Source organism: Umezawaea sp. (assembly GCF_036375055.1).
In the GTDB taxonomy this organism is placed as follows: Bacteria; Actinomycetota; Actinomycetes; order Mycobacteriales; family Pseudonocardiaceae; genus Umezawaea.
Genome location: NZ_DASUSQ010000132.1, coordinates 39,823 through 57,035, shown reverse-complemented (window position 1 = coordinate 57,035; position 17,213 = coordinate 39,823). Strand labels below are relative to the sequence as shown.

At 72.6% G+C, this 17,213-nt stretch carries 19 protein-coding genes and 1 pseudogene; 9 read left to right on the top strand and 11 right to left on the bottom strand.

Annotation, left to right across the window (positions count from 1 at the left end; genetic code table 11):
* Nucleotides 1–206, top strand: a pseudogene (locus VFZ92_RS33130) (sporulation protein); the annotation flags it as partial.
* A complete protein-coding gene (locus VFZ92_RS33125; RefSeq protein ID WP_330880253.1) occupies nt 203–1,333 on the top strand; it encodes a lycopene cyclase family protein in 1,131 nt (376 codons plus the stop codon). The pseudogene VFZ92_RS33130 and the gene VFZ92_RS33125, both read left to right, overlap by 4 nt.
* Before the next feature lie 45 nt (nt 1,334–1,378).
* Here the strand turns inward: VFZ92_RS33125 and VFZ92_RS33120 are convergent, their stop codons facing one another.
* From VFZ92_RS33120 to VFZ92_RS33105, 4 genes are all read right to left on the bottom strand, one after another.
* The gene (locus VFZ92_RS33120; protein ID WP_330880251.1) at nt 1,379–1,759 is read right to left on the bottom strand and encodes a hypothetical protein; all 381 of its coding nucleotides are present in this window, start codon (nt 1,757–1,759) and stop codon (nt 1,379–1,381) included.
* Between the two features lie 98 nt (nt 1,760–1,857).
* Nucleotides 1,858–2,661, bottom strand: coding sequence for an ABC transporter permease subunit (locus VFZ92_RS33115; protein WP_330880249.1), 804 nt, complete (start codon nt 2,659–2,661; stop codon nt 1,858–1,860).
* Complete coding sequence (locus VFZ92_RS33110; protein ID WP_330880247.1) at nt 2,651–3,553, bottom strand: ABC transporter ATP-binding protein; 903 nt, start codon at nt 3,551–3,553, stop codon at nt 2,651–2,653. Before VFZ92_RS33110 ends, VFZ92_RS33115 begins: the two co-directional genes overlap by 11 nt.
* Nucleotides 3,550–4,173 carry a hypothetical protein gene (locus tag VFZ92_RS33105; RefSeq protein WP_330880245.1) on the bottom strand — a complete coding sequence of 208 codons (624 nt, stop codon included), beginning with the start codon at nt 4,171–4,173 and terminating at the stop codon, nt 3,550–3,552. Before VFZ92_RS33105 ends, VFZ92_RS33110 begins: the two co-directional genes overlap by 4 nt.
* A 253-nt stretch (nt 4,174–4,426) precedes the next feature.
* Here VFZ92_RS33105 and VFZ92_RS33100 point away from each other — a divergent pair, with 253 nt between their 5' ends.
* Together VFZ92_RS33100 and VFZ92_RS33095 are read left to right on the top strand one after the other, a co-directional pair.
* Complete coding sequence (locus VFZ92_RS33100) at nt 4,427–5,791, top strand: MBL fold metallo-hydrolase (RefSeq protein ID WP_330880243.1); 1,365 nt, start codon at nt 4,427–4,429, stop codon at nt 5,789–5,791.
* A 101-nt stretch (nt 5,792–5,892) separates the two neighbouring features.
* Nucleotides 5,893–6,495, top strand: a complete 603-nt coding sequence (locus VFZ92_RS33095) for a DUF21 domain-containing protein (protein WP_330880240.1) — start codon at nt 5,893–5,895, stop codon at nt 6,493–6,495.
* A gap of 197 nt (nt 6,496–6,692) precedes the next feature.
* On the opposite strand, the gene VFZ92_RS33090 is transcribed toward VFZ92_RS33095, so the two are convergent.
* Nucleotides 6,693–7,070: a MarR family winged helix-turn-helix transcriptional regulator gene (locus VFZ92_RS33090; protein ID WP_330880238.1), complete on the bottom strand. Its 378-nt coding sequence runs from the start codon at nt 7,068–7,070 to the stop codon at nt 6,693–6,695.
* A gap of 243 nt (nt 7,071–7,313) precedes the next feature.
* Between VFZ92_RS33090 and VFZ92_RS33085 the strand changes: the two genes are divergently transcribed.
* A complete protein-coding gene (locus VFZ92_RS33085) occupies nt 7,314–8,258 on the top strand; it encodes a TerC family protein (RefSeq protein ID WP_330880236.1) in 945 nt (314 codons plus the stop codon).
* 389 nt (nt 8,259–8,647) lie between these two features.
* Here VFZ92_RS33085 and hypE read toward each other — a convergent pair whose 3' ends face one another.
* The 5 genes from hypE to VFZ92_RS33060 form a co-directional block, all read right to left on the bottom strand.
* A complete protein-coding gene (gene hypE / locus VFZ92_RS33080) occupies nt 8,648–9,688 on the bottom strand; it encodes a hydrogenase expression/formation protein HypE (RefSeq protein WP_330880234.1) in 1,041 nt (346 codons plus the stop codon).
* On the bottom strand, nt 9,685–10,782 hold the full coding sequence (hypD, locus tag VFZ92_RS33075) for a hydrogenase formation protein HypD (RefSeq protein ID WP_330880232.1): 1,098 nt from the start codon (nt 10,780–10,782) through the stop codon (nt 9,685–9,687). The genes hypE and hypD overlap by 4 nt, the downstream gene beginning before the upstream one ends.
* A complete protein-coding gene (locus VFZ92_RS33070) occupies nt 10,779–11,024 on the bottom strand; it encodes a HypC/HybG/HupF family hydrogenase formation chaperone (RefSeq protein ID WP_330880230.1) in 246 nt (81 codons plus the stop codon). Before VFZ92_RS33070 ends, hypD begins: the two co-directional genes overlap by 4 nt.
* A gap of 7 nt (nt 11,025–11,031) precedes the next feature.
* Nucleotides 11,032–13,278 (bottom strand): carbamoyltransferase HypF, encoded by a 2,247-nt coding sequence (gene hypF / locus VFZ92_RS33065; RefSeq protein WP_330880228.1) that lies wholly within the window; start codon nt 13,276–13,278, stop codon nt 11,032–11,034.
* A 123-nt stretch (nt 13,279–13,401) separates the two neighbouring features.
* Nucleotides 13,402–13,854 (bottom strand): universal stress protein, encoded by a 453-nt coding sequence (locus VFZ92_RS33060; protein ID WP_330880226.1) that lies wholly within the window; start codon nt 13,852–13,854, stop codon nt 13,402–13,404.
* 162 nt (nt 13,855–14,016) lie between these two features.
* On the opposite strand from VFZ92_RS33060, the gene VFZ92_RS33055 reads away from it, so the two are divergent.
* From VFZ92_RS33055 to VFZ92_RS33045, 3 genes are all read left to right on the top strand, one after another.
* Nucleotides 14,017–14,487 (top strand): universal stress protein, encoded by a 471-nt coding sequence (locus VFZ92_RS33055; protein ID WP_330880224.1) that lies wholly within the window; start codon nt 14,017–14,019, stop codon nt 14,485–14,487.
* A gap of 94 nt (nt 14,488–14,581) precedes the next feature.
* The gene (locus VFZ92_RS33050) at nt 14,582–15,160 is read left to right on the top strand and encodes an HPP family protein (protein WP_330880222.1); all 579 of its coding nucleotides are present in this window, start codon (nt 14,582–14,584) and stop codon (nt 15,158–15,160) included.
* Nucleotides 15,157–16,035, top strand: a complete 879-nt coding sequence (locus VFZ92_RS33045) for a universal stress protein (protein ID WP_330880220.1) — start codon at nt 15,157–15,159, stop codon at nt 16,033–16,035. The genes VFZ92_RS33050 and VFZ92_RS33045 overlap by 4 nt, the downstream gene beginning before the upstream one ends.
* Nucleotides 16,036–16,091: 56 nt before the next feature.
* Here VFZ92_RS33045 and VFZ92_RS33040 read toward each other — a convergent pair whose 3' ends face one another.
* Nucleotides 16,092–16,517 carry a universal stress protein gene (locus VFZ92_RS33040; protein WP_330880218.1) on the bottom strand — a complete coding sequence of 142 codons (426 nt, stop codon included), beginning with the start codon at nt 16,515–16,517 and terminating at the stop codon, nt 16,092–16,094.
* Nucleotides 16,518–16,700: 183 nt separating this feature from the next.
* On the opposite strand from VFZ92_RS33040, the gene VFZ92_RS33035 reads away from it, so the two are divergent.
* A complete protein-coding gene (locus tag VFZ92_RS33035) occupies nt 16,701–17,213 on the top strand; it encodes a universal stress protein (RefSeq protein WP_330880216.1) in 513 nt (170 codons plus the stop codon).

Sequence of the window (17,213 nt, the reverse complement as noted above, 5' to 3'; positions counted from 1 at the left end):
ACGAGAAGGGCCGGGAGGGGGAGGGCGGCGGCTTCGGCGCCACCGGCAGGCCCGTCGGCGCCTACGTCGTCGCCGGGACCAGCGTGACCTGGTGCCCCGCGGTCGACGTGAACCGGCTCCTGACCGGTGTCGCGGCCGTCGCCATCGCCTTCCTGGTCACCCGCGCTCGAATCGCCAAGGCGCGGGTGCGCGCCGAGCACGGATGACGGTGGTGATCGCGGGCGGCGGCCTGAGCGGGCTGGCGCTCGCGGGCCACCTCGCCCTCGAACCCCGGTGGCACGGGCGGGTGGTGGTCGTCGACGACGGCCGCCGTCCGCTCGACACCGTCGCCTGGTCCTCGTGGGCCGACCGGCCCGGCCTGCTCGACGCCGCGGTGTCGAGCAGGTTCTACCGCGTCCGGGTGCACGCCGACGGCCGCACCCGCACCCTCCCGCTCGGCCGCTACCGGTACCTCGTGGTGCGGGGCACCGACCTGGCGCGCGTGGTCCGCGGGCTCGCGGAACCGCTGGCGCACTTCGACTTCCGCCACGGTCACGTGGACGAGGTCGTCGAGCACGCCGGTCGGACCGGTGTGGTGGTCGACGGTGAGTTGGTCGAGGCGCGCTGGGTGTTCGACAGCGTGCTCGGCCCGCCGGACCCGCCCCCGGTGGACGCGCGCCTGGTGTTCCGGGGCCGACGGGTCCGCACCGAGCGGCCGGTGTTCGACCCGCGGACGCCGACGCTGTTCGACTTCCGCACGAGCCAGGCCGGTTGTGCCGCTTTCGTCTACGTGCTGCCGTTCTCGGCGACCGAGGCACTCGTCGAGCACACCGCTTTCGCGCCGCCGCACGGGCCGCTTCCCGGCGTCGACACCCAGCGCGCCGCGCTGGCGGACTACCTCGACGACGTGCTCGGCGCGGGCCCGTGCGCGGTGCTGCACGAGGAAGGGGCCGTCCTGCCGCTGTCGGCGGGCACGGCGTCGCGTCGCCGCGGTGACGTGCTGACCATCGGCGCACCGGCGGGCATGATCAAGGCGAGCACCGGCTACTCCTACCAGCGGGCGCAGCGCGACAGCGCCGCCGTCGTCCGGTCGCTGGTCGAGCACGGCCACCCGTTCGACCTGCCCGGCGAGAGCGCGAGGCACCGGCTGTTCGACGCCGCTCTGCTCGACGTGGTCACCCGCGAGCCGGGGGAACTGGAGCGGGCGTTCGCCGCGCTGTTCCGGGGTTCCTCGGCGGAACCGGCGCTGCGCTTCCTCGACGAGCGCAGTTCGTTCGCGCAGGAGAGCCGCCTGTTCGCCGCGATGCCCGTCGGGGTCTACCTGAAGGCGGTCGGCAGGCGGTTGCGGGCGTAGCGCGGCCGTGGTCGCGCGGGTGCGCGGCCACGGCCACGTGGTTCGTCAGGTGTGATCGGCCGTCGTGCCCATGTGACGACCCGCGGGCAGCACCTTCGTGTGGATCAGCGTTCCGAGCGCCCACGTGGCGACCATCAACCCGATGAACGTCGCCAGCAGTACCTCGTCCTCCGTCCACAGCGCGGCGATGCCCGTTCCGAGCGCGGCGATGCCGAGCACCAGCGCAACCCTCACGAACGTCCCGCGTGCCAACGCGGTCCGCCCGGTCAGCAGAGCTGCCGCGGCGCCGAGCACGATGCCGGTGGCGGCCATGCCACGGGGATCCTGGATGAAGGGCATGTCGCCCCTGATCAGGTAACCGAAGTAGGGAACCACGACCGCCGCGACGAGCACCGCGGCCAGGGTGTCCTTCCAGGTGAACCTCATCGTCTCCACCTCCTTTCCCGACAGCTCCAGCGTCGTCGTCGCGGACGGGAGGGTGAAGGGCCCAACGTCCTCGGAGTGGCGGCGTTGGGCCCGGTTCGTCACGGTGAGGCGAGGTCGCGGCGCTCGAACGCGAGCACGGCGAGCACGAGCAGGACCGCGGTCGCGCACAGCAGCACGACCGCGCCCACCCCGTTCGCGTTCCCGGACAGCGCGTCACCCACCGCGGCGTGGTGGAACGGCGACAGCACCCGCCACGGCCGCAGCCAGTCCGCGAGTTCGGCCAGCGTCTGCAGGAGGAACGCCGCCACCGCCGCACCGATCGGGATCGCGACGGCGAGTCCTCGGCGGCCGGTGAGCGCACCGACGAGCAGGGCCAGCGCGCCGAACGGCAGGGCGAGCAGCGCGGCGAGCAGGCTCGCGGTGACCAGGTCCGCGGGAGGAACGTCCAGACCGACCAGCGCGTTCGACGCGAGGAGCACCGCCGCGAGCGCCGCGGCGACCACCAGCAGGTCCACCAGCACGGCAAGGGCCTTGTCCAGCAGCAGTTCCCGCCGGGACACCGGGTTGACCGCCAGCAGGTCCATGGTGCCCGCCCGCTCCTCGCCCGCGGTGGACCGCCCGGCCTGACCGATGACGACCCCGAGCAGCACGAGCGGGGCCAGGAACCCGAACACCTCGGCCCGGATGTAGCCGACGCCACTCGTGAACGCGCCCTGCACGTCGAACATGGCCTTGAACGCCTCGGGGTAGGACGCCAGCAGCTGCTCGAAATCCCCGGCGGCCTGCTTCACGGTGGGGTAGACGGCCATCTGGAGGGCGACGCTCGCGACGAGCGCGGCGCCCCAGCCGATCGTCCCCGACCTGTTGTCCCGCAACGACTTGGTCACCAGGTCACGCGACATGGGATTCCCGCCTCTCCACGTAGTCCAGGAAGATCTCCTCCAGGTCCGGCTCCGCGCTCGTGACGTTCACCAGGCCCAGACCGGCGGCCGCGCGGACCAGGTCGCCGACGTCGCCCACCACGTGGCAGGCGACGGTGGCACCGTTCGACGTCACCTCCCGCACACCGGGGATCCGCTCGAACACCTCGGCGTCCACCGGCGCGGCGAACGTGAACGTCAACGCGCGCAACGCGGTGGCCTTCAGGTGGTCGACCCTGTCCACCACCACGAGCCTGCCGTCGAGCAGGATGCCCACCCGGTCTGCGACCTGTTCGACCTCCGACAGCACGTGCGAGGAGAACAGCACGGTCCCGCCCGCTGCGGCGTGCTCGCGGACGGCGGCGTGCAACTCGCGCTGTGCCAACGGGTCCAGTCCGCTCGCGGGCTCGTCCAGCACCAGCAGGTCCGGTTCGTGCTGGAATGCCTGCACCACGCCGAGCTTCTGCCGGTTGCCCTTCGACAGCTCTCCCGCCCGACGGCCGAGGTCGAGTTCGAGCCGCTCGGCGAGCCGCAGCGCGGCGGTCACGTCGCGGTGCCCCCTCAGCCCGGCCAGCAGCTTGAGCAGTTCGACGCCGGTCAGGTCGTCGTAGAGCGCGAGGTTCCCCGGCAGGTAGCCGACCCGGCGACGCGCTCCGACAGAGTGCGACGCGAGGTCCTGGCCGAAGAGCAGCACCCGGCCACGAGTCGGGCGGATGAGGTCGAGCAGCAGCCGCAGCGTGGTGGTCTTGCCCGCGCCGTTCGGGCCGAGCAGGCCGAACACCTCGCCTTCGCGCACCTCCAGGTCGAGGTCGCGCAGCGCGGAGGTGTGCCCGTACCGCTTGGTCAGCCGCTCGGTCCGCACGACGGGGGTCATCGCGGTCCGCCGTGCTCGGCGGTGTCGGCGATGGTCCGCAGCGTGGCGCGCTGGATCGCGCCGACGAAGGGCCTGACCAACCGCCAGTACCTGCGGAACCCCACCCAGGACAGCGGGTCGTCGAGGATCGTGCGCACCTCGTAGGTGACCAGCGAGCGCCTCGTGCCGTAGGGCAGCACGGACAGCGAACAGACGATCTTGCCGAAACCGGGTTCGGCGAAGTCGGTGAAGTCGCGCGGCTCGATCGGACGCCATTCGACCACCGGCTGCCAGAAACGGCCCACGGCACCGAAGGTGATCTCCTCGCCGGGCCGTTCGCCGAGCACGACCCAGTCGGACCCCGCGGTGAGGTCGTCCAACGTCATCCTGGTCGGGACGCGCACCGGACCGCGCTTGCGCGACCTCATCCGCTCGGGGATGGCGCGGATCAACAGCGACGCGTCGACCAGCGCGCCGTGGACCTCGGTGAAGTCCAGTTCGCGCACCGCGCGGTACGCCGTCTCCGGATCGGCGTCCACGACCCGGTGGCCGGCCAGGGCGAAGTCGGACCGGGGCGCGAAGCGGTCGATCAGCAGCTCCCGCGGGACGGTCGTCGGGTGCTCGGCGTAGATCTGGGACATGGCGGAGGACCTCCTCGTGTGGTGCGGAACGCGGCAGCGCGACGCGGCGTCGCCCGACCTGCCCCCACGGTCGCGCGCGCGGGTGCGGCCCGACAGAGCTGGGCGCAACCTCCACGGCGGGACCGAAGTCCCCGCACACCGGGGCCCGGCGCTGGTGGAGCAGCGCTCAGATCACGAGCACGGTGATCTGGCGAACTGGCCGACATCGAAGGGAACGACGGACGCGATGGCACATCACGGGAGAACGGCCGCGGTGACGTTCCTCGGCGGAACGGGCACGGTGACCGGCAGCAAGTTCCTGCTCGAATCGGGGAGGTCGCGGGTGCTCGTGGACTGCGGTCTCTTCCAGGGGCTCGCCCCGCTGCGGCGGCGCAACTGGCGGCCGCCGCCACTGGACCTGGGCGCACTCGACGCCGTCGTGCTGACCCACTCGCACCTCGACCACTGCGGCTACCTGCCGGTGCTGGTTCGCAACGGCTGGCACGGTCCGATCCACTGCACCCCCGGCACGGCGGACCTCGCGGCGATCGTCCTCGCCGACAGCGCCCACCTGATGGCGGAGGACGCCGCACAGGCCAACGCGGGCGGCTGGACCAAGCACCACCCCGCCCTGCCCCTCTACGGCGCGGACGACGCCGCGCGCACCACCCGGCTGTTCCGACCGGTGGACTTCGACGTGAGCCGGATCATCGCGGACGGCGTCGAGCTGGAACTCGGTCGCGGGGGCCACATCCTGGGGTCGGCGTGGGCCCACCTGGGCCTGTCGGGCCGCGATGTCGTGGTGAGCGGCGATCTCGGCCGGCCGGTGCACCGGGTGCTCCGGCCACCGCAGCCCCGGCCCGCGTGCGACGCGCTGCTGCTGGAGTCGACCTACGAGGACCGCACCCACGACGATGCGGCCGCGGCCACCCTGTTCGCCGACACGATCCGCCGCACGATCGGCCGCGGCGGTAGCGTGCTCATCCCGGCGTTCGCGGTGGACCGCACCGAGGTGATCCTCGTCGAGCTGGCCCGCCTGGTCCGCGAAGGCGACATTCCCGACGTGCCGGTCCTGGTGGACAGCCCGATGGCCTTGGCATCGCTGCGCGTCTACCGCCGGGCGGTAGACGCGGCGTGGCCCGAGGTCCGCCCCGAGCTGGTGGGCGCGGCCGACCCGTTCGATCCGGGCCACCTCGCCGAACTGCACACCGCCCAGCAGTCCATGACGGCCAACGAGCCGCGCACGCCGTCGATCGTCATCTCGGCGTCGGGCATGGCCACCGGCGGGCGGGTGCTGCACCACCTGGAGCGCGTGCTGCCCGAGGAGAAGCACACCGTGCTCGTGGTCGGCTACGCCGCTGCGGGCACCAGGGCACGCAGGCTCGTCGACGGCGCACGGGAGATCAAGATCCACGGCCGCTACGTCCCGGTGCGGGCCGAGGTGGTGGTGATCGACGCGTTCAGCGCACACGCCGTCGCCGACGAACTCGTCGACTGGGCCACGGCCGGACCACCGCCCACCACGACCTACCTCGTGCACGGCGAGCCCGCGGGGGCGACGGCGCTGGCGTACCGCCTTTCCGCGAAGCACGGGTGGACCGCGGTCGTGCCGGAGGACGGTGAACGCGTCCTGCTGTGAACTGGCCTTCGACCGCGGAGCCGTGCGCGCGGCCGTTCGCCGCCGAGGTTCGTGCACTGCTCGCCGTGCTCGGTCGCCGTGGTGCGCGAGACGGGGAGGCCGTGATCCGCGCCGTCTCGTCCGCGGCGGTCTCGACCTGTCCGGCGGGCCGGTGTAGCCGAAGATCGACCGGTGCGGTCGGGTACGGCTTCGACATCGTGCTGGTCGCGGCGCTGGCGTTGACCAACGCGGTGTTCGCGGGCGGCGAGATGGCGTTGATCTCGTTGCGCGAAGGGCAGTTGCGGGCGTTGGAGCGCGACGGCGGACGCGGTGCGCCCACGCTGGTGAGGCTTGCCCGCGACCCGAACCGTTTCCCGGCGACCATCCAGATCGGCATCGCGCTGGCGGGATTCCTCGCCTCGGCGACCGCCGCGGTGTCGCAGGCCCAACCACTGGTGCCGTTGCTGGGTTTCCTGGGAGGCGCGGCGAACGCGGTCGCCGTGGCGTTGGTGACGATCGTGCTGACGCTCCTGACCCTGGTGTTCGGGGAATTGGCGCCCAAGCGGCCGGCGATGCAGCACGCCCAGGGGCGGGCGCTGCTGGTCGTGCGTCCGCTGGATCTCCTGTCGACGATCTCCCGTCCAGTCGTGTGGACGTTGAGCGCGGGGACCAACGTGGTCGTGCGGGTGTTCGGTGGTACCCCGACGCGGGCGACGAGGACCTGAGCCCCGAGGAACCGCGGGATCTGGTCGCCACCCGGAGAGGTCCCAACCCCGAGCAGCGCTCCCGGCGGGAGCACGGCGATCCAGCCGCCGCGGCACAGCACGGTCTCGATGAGTTCGTCGACGGCGTCGGCGATGACCTCGGGGTCGTCGACGCCGTTCGAGAATGACGAACTGTGGTTCGCCTGTCAAGTGTGCGGTCAGGCGGTTCCCCGTGACGGCCGGACGGCGCGGGACGTTCGACGCGGCGGGCCGAGGGCGGTGATGAGGTCTCTGATGCTGTGGTGGGCTTCCAGCGGGTGGCGCAGGCGGCCCTCGGTGTTGACGCGGTATTGGTTGCGGCGGCCGACCTTGGTGCGCTCGACGTAGCCGTCCCGGATCAGGTCGGCCAGGATGAGCTGGACCCCGCGGCTGGTGATGCCCACCTGCTCGGCGATCGTCGACAGTGTCTGGTGCGGGTCCGCGGCCAGGCACAGCAGGACGTGGCCGTGGTTGCTCAGGAACGTCCACGACCCGCTCGCCGTCCCAGCGCGCGTCACGGCGGAGTCGTGGTCGGCGGAGGGATCGGTGGGCCTCATGGCGCAGACCATAGGCCATTCCTCCACGGTGCGTGCCGTGACATCGACGAACCGCGGTTCGTCTGTCTCGGGTTGACAGACGAACCGTGGTTCGTCATTCTGGTGGTGCGGAGGGGAGTACCCGCCTCATCCGGGATCGTCACTACGGAAGCCCCGTGCGGCTGCCCGGTCCCGGACGCCACCGCTGGACGTGGTGGTCGGGGAGACCTCTGGTTCATCCGAGTGGACCGGAGGTGCGTTGTCGTGGTTGTGCCGTTGTGGGCGTGGGCCGCAGTGCTCGGCGTGATCCTGGTGATGCTCGCGATCGACCTGTTCGCCCACCGCAGGGCGCACGTGGTCGGTGTGCGGGAAGCAGCCGTGTGGTCGGGCGTCTGGGTCGCGTTCGGCCTGGGGTTCGGCGCCGTCGTGTGGTGGGCGTGGGGCGGGGAGTTCGCCGCGCAGTACTTCGCGGGCTACGTCATCGAGAAGTCGCTGGCCGTGGACAACGTGTTCGTCTTCGCGATCATCTTCGGCTACTTCGCCGTGCCGCGGGAGTACCAGCACCGCGTGCTGTTCTACGGGGTGCTCGGCGCACTGGTGTTCCGAGCGGCGTTCATCGCCGCGGGCTCCGTCCTCATCGCGAGCTTCGCCTGGGTCCTGTACGTGTTCGGCGCGTTCCTCGTGGCCACCGGTGTCCGGATGGCACTCCACCGCGACGAGACCATCGACCCCGACCGCAGCGTGGTGCTGAAGCTGTTCCGCCGCGTGGTCCCGGTCACCGACACCTACCACGGCAACAAGTTCGTGATCCGGCGGGCGGGGCGTTGGGCGGCCACCCCGTTGCTGGCGGTGCTGGTGCTCGTGGAGGTCACCGACATCGTGTTCGCGGTCGACTCCATCCCGGCCGTCTTCGCCGTCACGCAGCAGGCGTTCCTGGTGTTCACCTCCAACGCGTTCGCGATCCTCGGCCTGCGCGCCCTGTACTTCCTGCTGGCCGACCTGATGCACCGCTTCGTCTACCTCGAGCTCGGCCTCGCGCTCGTGCTGGTGTGGGTGGGGGTCAAGATGCTGCTGCTCGACCTCTGCAAGATCCCGACCGGGCTGTCCCTGGCGGTGGTGGCCGCGACCCTCGCCATCGCGGTGACCACCAGCTGGATCCGCACTCGAACCGCGCCGGAGGCGCAGGCGTCCGGCGCGGAACGGGGATGATGCGAGCACCGCGGCGAATCCCGGCACACGCGCACCACCGGTGGCGGACGCGCCGACTACGACCACTGGCCGCTGTTCCTCGACAAGACCGTCGGCGTGACTGGGTGACCCTGTCGTCAGCGTGGTCCAGCTCGAGTGGTCGACGCCACACACGGGGTGGTGCTCCACGATCGCCCGGATGTCGTCGATGGACGGGTCGGGCGTGGCGGCGGCGGATGACGGCTCGGCCCCTGGCGGCCCCGGACGTTCCTGACCCGCTGGGACTCCCCGGCGAGCGCTACCAGGTGGTCCTCGCCCTGGTAGCGGGTTCGCAGGACCGGCACCCGCCGATGCCCGCCGGACGTGCGGCCCCGGACCTGAAGGGGCACCGCGGCCCGAGGCATTCCGCGTCAGCAGATCCGGGGGAGCTGTTCGCCCACCAGAACGTCCACGATGCGGGACGACCCGACCAGTGTGCGTGCGGTGACCCGGCCCGCGGGACCTTCCCGCACCTCGCCGAGCACCACGCTGTGCGCTCCTTCCGGACAGGCGCGCATCGCGTCCAGCACCGCGCCAGCCGACGCGGGCGCCACCAAGGCGACCAGACAGCCCTCGTTCGCCACGTGCAGGGGATCGAGGCCCAGCAGTTCGCACGCGGCGGCCACCTGCCTCGGCACCGGCAGCGCGGACTCGACGATCTCGATGGCCACCCCCGACGCCGTGGCGACCTCGTTCAGCGCGCTCGCCAGGCCGCCGCGCGTCGGGTCGCGCAGCACGTGCACGTCGCCGCCGCCCGCTCGCACCATCGCGGCGACCAGGTCGTGCAGGGCACGGCTGTCCGACTCGATCCCCGACTCGAAGCCGAGTCCTTCGCGTGCGCTGAGGATCGCGGTGCCGTGCAGGCCGATCGGACCGGACAGCAGCACCACGTCGCCCGCCACTCCGTTCGCGGCCGACGGCCGCGCGCTCGGCAGCCGGGTGCCGATCCCGGTGGTCGTGACGTACAGGCCGTCGGCGGCGCCGCGGCCGACGACCTTCGTGTCGCCGGTGACGACCCGGACGCCCGCGGCGTGCGCGGCGCGGGCGACCGACCGGGTGACCGCGCGCAGCTCGGCGAGGGGCAGCCCTTCCTCGACGAGGTAGGCCAGGCTCAGCGCGACCGGCCGCGCGCCGCGCATGGCCAGGTCGTTGACGGTGCCGTGCACCGCGAGCGAGCCGATGTCGCCGCCGGGGAAGAACCTCGGGGTCACCACGAACCCGTCCGTGCTGAACACCACCTCCGCGCCGTCCACCGCGACCACCGCCGCGTCCTCGAGCGGGCCCGTCACCCCGAGTTCGGTGTTCACCACCTCGTCCAGCAGTTCGGCCATCAGCTGCCCGCCCGAGCCGTGGCCGAGCAGCACGCGCTCGGTCTCCACCGCGGGCACGGGGCACACCGGTTCCCCGGTCATCGCGCCACCAGCCCCCGCCCCGCGTTGTGGAAGGCCGCACAGGTGCCCTCGCTGGACACCATCGGCGCCCCCAGCGGCGTTCGGGGTGTGCACGCTCGCCCGTAGGCGGGGCACTCGGTCGGCAGGCGGGTGCCCCGCAGGATCTCGCCCGCGACGCACACCGGTGGCTCACGGGTCACCACCCCCGCCGTGTCGAACCTCGCCTCGGCGTCGTGAGCGCTGAACTCGGGTGCCAGCGCGAGGCCGCTGGCGGCGATCGGCCCGATGCCCCGCCACGTCCGGTCCGTCACCCGGAACACCCGCCCGACCGCGTCCCTTGCGGCGGTGTTGCCCTGGCGGCGCACCGCGCGGACGTACTGGTTCTCCACGACGGAACGGCCCGCCTCCAGCTGCCGCACCACCATCAGCAGGCCCTCCAGCAGGTCCAGCGGCTCGAACCCGGTCACCACGATCGGCACGCCGTAGCGGGCCGCGATCGGCTCGTACTCGGTCCACCCCATGACCGCGCACACGTGGCCCGCGGCGAGGAAGGCCCGCACCTGGTTGTCCGGGTCGTCGAGCAGCGCGGTCATCGCGGGCGGCACCAGCACGTGGCTCACCAGCACGCTGAAGTTCGCCGTCCCGGTGTTCGCCGCGTGCAGCACGGCCATCGCGTTCGCGGGCGCCGTCGTCTCGAACCCGACCGCCAGGAACACCACCTCGCGGTCCGGGTTCTCCCGCGCGACGCGCACCGCGTCCAGCGGCGTGTACACCACCCGCACGTCCGCTCCGCGCGCCTTGAGCCCGAGCAGGTCGCCCGAGGTGCCCGGCACCCGCAGCATGTCGCCGTAGCTGGTGAACACCACGCCGGGACGGGCGGCGATGGCGAGGGCCTTGTCGATGGTCTCCAGCGGTGTCACGCACACCGGGCACCCCGGCCCGTGGACCATCCTCATCCCGGCGGGCAGCAACTCGTCGATGCCCTGGCGGACGATGGTGTGCGTCTGCCCGCCGCACACCTCCATCACCGTCCACGGCCGGGTCGCGGTGGCCCGCAGCTCGGCGAGCAGCCTGCCCGCCAGCACAGGATCGCGGTACTCGTCGAGGTGCTTCACGGTCCCAGCTCCGATTCGACCGCGTCCGGCATCGCCCGCAGCACCGCGAGGGTCCTCGCGGCCTCGTCCTCGTCCACGACGCTGATGGCGAACCCGACGTGCACGATCACGAAGTCGTCGACGTCGGCCCCCGGCGTGTAGGCCAGGCAGACGGCTCTGCGCACGCCGTCGAAGTCCACCGTCCCGACGCGCAGCCCGTCGTCGGTGACGCTCACGATCCGTCCGGGGATGCCGAGGCACACGGTTCCCTCACCTCCCCGCCAGCCGAGCCGCCGCCACCGCGGCCTGCCCGTAGGCGATGCCGCCGTCGTTGACCGGCACCCGTTCGCCCACGTGCACCTCGTAGCCCAGTGCGTCCAGGCCGCGGACCACCGCGTCGGTGAGCCTCCGGTTCTGGAACACACCGCCGCCCAGGCACACCGTGTGCACACCCGTCGCGTCCGAGACCTTCTCCACCAAGGCCGCGGTGACCTCGGCGACCGTGGTGTGGAAGCGGGCGGCCAGCACCCCCGGCGGGCCACCCGCCGTCAGCAGGTCGGCCAACGTCGGCACCGGGTCGTACACCCACAGGTCGTCCCGCCGGTGCAGCGCCCACTCCAGTGCCTTCCCGTCGGGGTGCCCGGTCGCGGCGGCCTCCAGCAGCACCGCCGCCTCGCCCTCGTAGGAGTTGTCCTGGCACAGCCCCAGCGCCGACGCCGCCGCGTCGAACAGCCTTCCCGCACTGGAGGCGAGCGGGCTGTTGACCCGGCGCGCGATCATGCGCCGGACGATCTCGCGGTCGCGCTGCTCGGGCAGGAGGTCCAGGGGAGGCGCGGGAGCGCCGAAGTCCTCCGCTCCCAACAGGTAGCCCAGCGCCATCCGGGACGGGTGGCGCACCGCCGCCGCGCCACCGGGCAGCGGGGCCCGCCCGAAGCGGGCCATCCGCCGGAACCCCCGGTAGGTCGCGAGCAGCACCTCACCGCCCCACAGCGTCCCGTCGTCGCCGAAACCGAGGCCGTCGTAGGCCACGCCGAGAAAACGTCCGCGCACACCGTGCTCCGCGGCCGTCGCGGCGACGTGCGCGTGGTGGTGCTGCACGGGCACGCGCCGTTCCCGCGGCCAGTGCCGTGCCGCGTGCCTGGTCGACAGGTAGCCGGGGTGCTGGTCGTGCGCGCAGAACCCCGGTTCGACGTCGTACCACCGGCACAGGGCCTCCGCGGTGCGCTCGAACGCGGCGTAGGTCTCCGCGTCCTCCAGATCACCAGTGTGGGGGCCCAGCACGGCGCGACCGCCGATCGCGAGTGCTGTGGTGTGCTTGAGCTGCGCGCCGAGGGCGAGCAGGGGAACAGGTGCCGCGGAAGGCAGCGGCAGCGTGCCGGGTGCGTGGCCCCGCGCCCTGCGCACCAGCCGTCCCGCGCGCACCACCGAATCGTCGTGGCGCAGCACGATCGCCCGGTCGTGGGACAGGACGCCGTCCACCAGCGGTCCCAGCGTCCTCAACGCTCGCCGATCGGACGTCACGATCGGTTCACCACCGACGTTCCCGCTGGTGACCACCAGTGGTCGCCCCAGGTCGGCCAGCAGCAGGTGGTGCAGCGGGCTGGTCGGCAGGAACACCCCCACCTCGGGGAGTCCGGGGGCCACGGCCGCGGACAGCGGCGCGCCGGGCAGCCGGGGGAGCAGCACGATCGGCGCCGCCGCGGAGCAGAGCGCCCGTTCGTCGGCAGAGGTCACCGCCGACAGCCTCCGGGCGTCGTCGAGACCGGCCACCATGACCGCGAAGGGCTTGCTGGGACGCTGTTTCACGGTCCTCAGCCGGTGCACGGCGACCTCGTCGTCGGCGTCGCACACCAGTTGGTAGCCGCCGATCCCCTTGATCGCGACGACCCCGCCGCTCGCGACCACCTCCACGGCCGCGGTCAGTGCGGCCGCGCGGACCGCGCCGTCGTGCCAGCGCAGGTGCGGGCCGCAGTCGGGGCACGCGACGGGCTCGGCGTGGAAGCGGCGGTCGTCGGGGTCCCGGTACTCCGCCGCGCACTCGTCGCACACCGGGAAGTCGCGCATCGCGGTGCGGGACCGGTCGTAGGGCAGCGATTCGACGATCGTCGCCCTCGGTCCGCACTCGGCGCAGTTGGTGAAGGGGTAGCGGTAGCGGCGGTCGTCGGGGTCGAACAGCTCGGCGACGCACGCGGCGCAGGACACCAGGTCCGGCGGCACGTCGCGCGGACCGGAGCCGAATCCGCTCTCCCGCACCACGAACCGGTCCGCCGCGGTGTTCCCGCGCAACGCGGTGACGGTGATCCCGTCGATCCTGGCGTGTCGGGGCGCGTCGTCGCGCACGGTCCGCTGGAAGTCGGCGAGCACCTCGTGCGAACCGGTCGCGGTGATCACCACGTGGCCGCCGACGTTCCGCACGTCACCGCGGATGCCCAGTGTGGTGGCGACCCGGAAGACGTGAGGTCGGAAGCCGACACCCTGCACCGTGCCGTGCACCTCGATGCGGTGCGTCTCGGTCACCGGGTCTCCCTCCCACGCGGTGGAACCCGACCGTGGCACAGCCGGCTCGGGTGTTTGAGTGCCAGAGGTCCCCGAACACCAGGGACTGTCGGCACCCGTGCCCGGGAGGTGTGCGTGACGGGATCAGTCGACGGCGGCAGGAGGGATGACCACCACGGGGCAGGCGGCGTGCCGCACGCAGTGCGCCGTCACACTGCCGGGGAACACGTCCGCGATCCGGTTGTGCCCCTTGGCGCCGAGCACCAGCAGGTCGGCCCGCCGCGACGCCTGCACCAGTGCGACGGTCGGGTCGCTGGCCACGACGATCTCCGCGACCTCGGGCGCGCCCGGTACCCCGGCCGTGACCTCGGTGACCACGTCGTGCAGCTGCCGGTCCGCCGGGCGGCGGCGTTCTGCTTCGGGCTTGTAGGCGTACGGGTAGACGCCCAGCGACGTCGCGGGCACGAACGCCGGTTCGCGGACGGCCGCCACCACCGCCTCCACCGTGTTGTCGCCTTGTGCGATGGCCCACCGCAGGGCGCTCTTGCTCGCCGCGGAGCCGTCCACGCCCACGACGATGACTTTTCTGTGCGACACCGGAATTCTCCTCTCGGCCCCCACCACGAAGGCTCCTCCGGTGGCCGAGCGGCGGCGAGGGTATTCCGGTCCCCGTGCCGTGGACCTTCGGACCTGTTCCGCGGCCACGTCCGATCCCAGGCTGGAACCGACACAGCGGATTCGGACGAGTCGGGAGTGGTGATGGACGAGCAGAAGGTGATCGTCGTCGGTGTGGACGGGTCCGAGGCGGCGCAGCACGCGCTGGACTGGGCGCTGGACGAGGCACGGATCCGCGGGTGCGCCGTGCGCGCCGTGCGGGTGTGGAACTTCGAGCCGATGTCCGACTGGGTGCCGACGACCCTTCAAGAGGTGCGGGCGAGCGCCGTGGAGGCGCTCGCCGAGTCGGTGCGGACGGCCGTGGCGGGCCGGTCGGAGGCGCCCCCGGTCGAACAGGTCACCACCGAGGGTGACGCCGCCACCGAACTGGTTCGCGCGGCGCACGACGCGGCGCTGCTGGTCGTCGCGGGACACCGCGGTGAACGGCTCCGCAAGGTGGTGCTCGGCTCGGTCAGCTCGGCCTGCGTCCGGAAGTCCCACGTGCCCGTCGTCGTGCTGCCGCCGAAGCTCGACCTGACCGCCGACGTCGAGGACGCCGAGAAAGCGTGGGCATGACCGTCGGACCCCGCGTTCTCGGGACCAAGGACCACGTCGCGGGGCAGGTCGTCCTCCTAGCTTGGGAAGTGGAATCCCGAGGAGGAGGAACACCATGCGCGCCCAGGACATCATGACCCGTCCGGCGGTGACCGTGACACCCGACGTGCCGATCCGCGAAGCGGCGGCCCTGCTGGTGTCGCACGGGTTCACCGCGCTGCCCGTGGTCGACGCGGACCAGCGCATGGTCGGCATCGTGACGGAGGCCGACCTGCTGCACAGCCGCTACGACACCCGGTCCGAGTCGCCCAGCGCCCCGGTCCAGCAGGTGATGACCTCGCCCGCCTTCGGCATGGGAGCGGGGTCGTCCGTGGAACTGCTCGCCAGGGTCATGCTCGACGACCGCGTGCGGTGCCTGCCGATCATCGAGACCTCGCGGGTGGTCGGCGTGGTGACGCGGCGCGACCTGGTCCGCGCGCTGGCCAGGACCGACACCGCCATCGCCGCGGACGTGCGCCGCAGGCTGGATATCTACGGCGGACCGCGCGAGTGGTCCGTGGACGTTCACGACGGTGCCGTGACCATCAGCGCGGAATTCGTCGACACCGAGTCCGCACGGGTCGTCACCGCGCTGGCAGAAGGAGTGCTGGGCGTCGCGACCGCGACCGTCCGCACCGGAAGGGACTCGTCATGACCACAACACCCGCACCCATCGTCGCTGGCGTCGACGGGTCGAGTTCCGCGCTTGACGCCGTGGAGTGGGCGGCACGGGAGTGCGCGCGGCACCGGGTGCCGCTGCGCCTGGTGCACGCCCTGCTGATCCCCGTTCAGGGCTATCCCGAACTCCTGATCAGCGCGCACGAGGCGCGCCAGGCCATGGAAGGCCAGGCTGAGGCCTGGCTCGCCGAGGCGGAGAAGGCCGCGCGCGCCGCCGCGCCGACCGTCGACGTCGAGGCCGTGCGGTTGAGCGGGGCGGTGGTGCCGGTGCTCGTCGAGGAGTCCCGCGAGGCCCGGATGGTCGTGCTGGGCTCGCAGGGGCTCGGTGGTTTCACCGGCCTGCTGGTCGGTTCGACGGCGGTGGGGCTGTCGGCTCACGGCCTCTGTCCGGTCGTGGTGGTCCGCGGCGACCCGGGCCCTGACGCCCCGGTGGTCGTCGGCGTGGACGGGTCTCCCGCGAGCGAGGCGGCGATCGGGTTCGCCTTCGAGGCCGCGTCGACGCGTGGTGCGCCGCTGACGGCGGTGATGACGTGGACCGACTTCCTGGTGGACAGCCCGTACAACGAGGCGCGGCTGGCGATCGACTGGGAGCGGGTGGAGGAGGCCGAGCGCAGGCTGCTCGCCCAGCGGATGGCCGGGTGGCAGGAGAAGTACCCCGACGTGCGCGTGAACCGCCTCGTGCTGCGGGACCGTCCGGTCCGCGCACTGCTGAAGCTGGCCGAGGACGCGCAGCTCCTCGTCGTCGGCAGCCGTGGACACGGCGGGTTCACCGGGATGCTGCTGGGTTCCACCAGCCAGGCTCTGGTCTACCACGCCCCGTGCCCGCTCGCCGTGGTGCGCCCGACGTCCTAGAGCACCGGAACGGGCCGCGTCCCCCTTGCTGGGCGAGGGGACGCGGCCCGTTCGCGTCAGAGCGCCATGCCGGGTGGGATCACCACGACCGGGCACGCGGAGTGCCGCACGCAGTCTGAGGCGACGCTGCCCATCACCAGGTCGACCAGCGGTCCGCCTCCCCGCGTGCCGACCACCAGCAGGTCCGCCTGCCGCGACGCGCCGACCAGTACGGACGAGGGATCGCCGACGACCGTCACCTCGGCCACCTCAGGTGCGCCGGGGACCTCGGCGCGGACCTCCTCGACCACCTGGTGCAGGTCCCGCGCCGGGTGCTTGCGCACGGGCGGCCCGCCACCGGTCGCCACGGCCGGTTCGCGCTGCCAGGCCGTCGTCGCCTCGACGAACGCGCCGGTGCGGGTCGCCTCCCCGAGCGCCCAGCGCAGCGCTGTCCTGCTGGCGGGTGATCCGTCCACGCCGACCACGATCACGGATGACGTCATGCCGAACCTCCTGGGGTTGCCGAGCTCCTGGTTCAAGGCTGCTCCCCGGTCGCACCGCTCGGCAGTGGCGAACGCGCCGGCCCATCCAGTGACGAAGGTCCCGGCCACGCGGGACCGCCGCCACTGACCCGGTTCCGAGCCGAACGGCGAAGCTCGGTGGAACCAGCACAGGAGGAGCGGACCATGACGAACATCGATCCCCGGCCCATCGTGGTGGGCGTGGACGGGTCCCCGGCGAGCCGGGCGGCGCTGGCGTGGGCGGCGGAGGAGGCCGAGCGGCGCGGCTGCGCCGTCGAGGCGATCACCGGCGAGCACCGGGACTTCGGCATGGCGGTCGGCGCCGTGCCGATCGACATGGTGCTCGGGCTGCTGCCCGAGGAGTTGCGCGCCGCACAACAGAAGGTGCTCGACGACGCGATCGCCGGGGTGACGTCCTCCGCGGAGATCCGCACCGCCCCGGCCACCGAGGAGGCGAAGTTCGCCCTGACCAAGGCCTCCGAGCACGCCTCCTTGCTGGTCGTCGGCAGGAGGGGCCTCGGCGCGGCGATGGCGACGCTGCTGGGCTCGGTGAGCCTGTACTGCGTGCACCACGCGTCCTGCCCGGTCGTCGTGATCAACGACCCCGCCGCCGCGGAGCCGGTGCCGGAGCCCTCGCTGCGCTCCACCGAGCCGATCACGCCCGGACCCCTCTGCTGA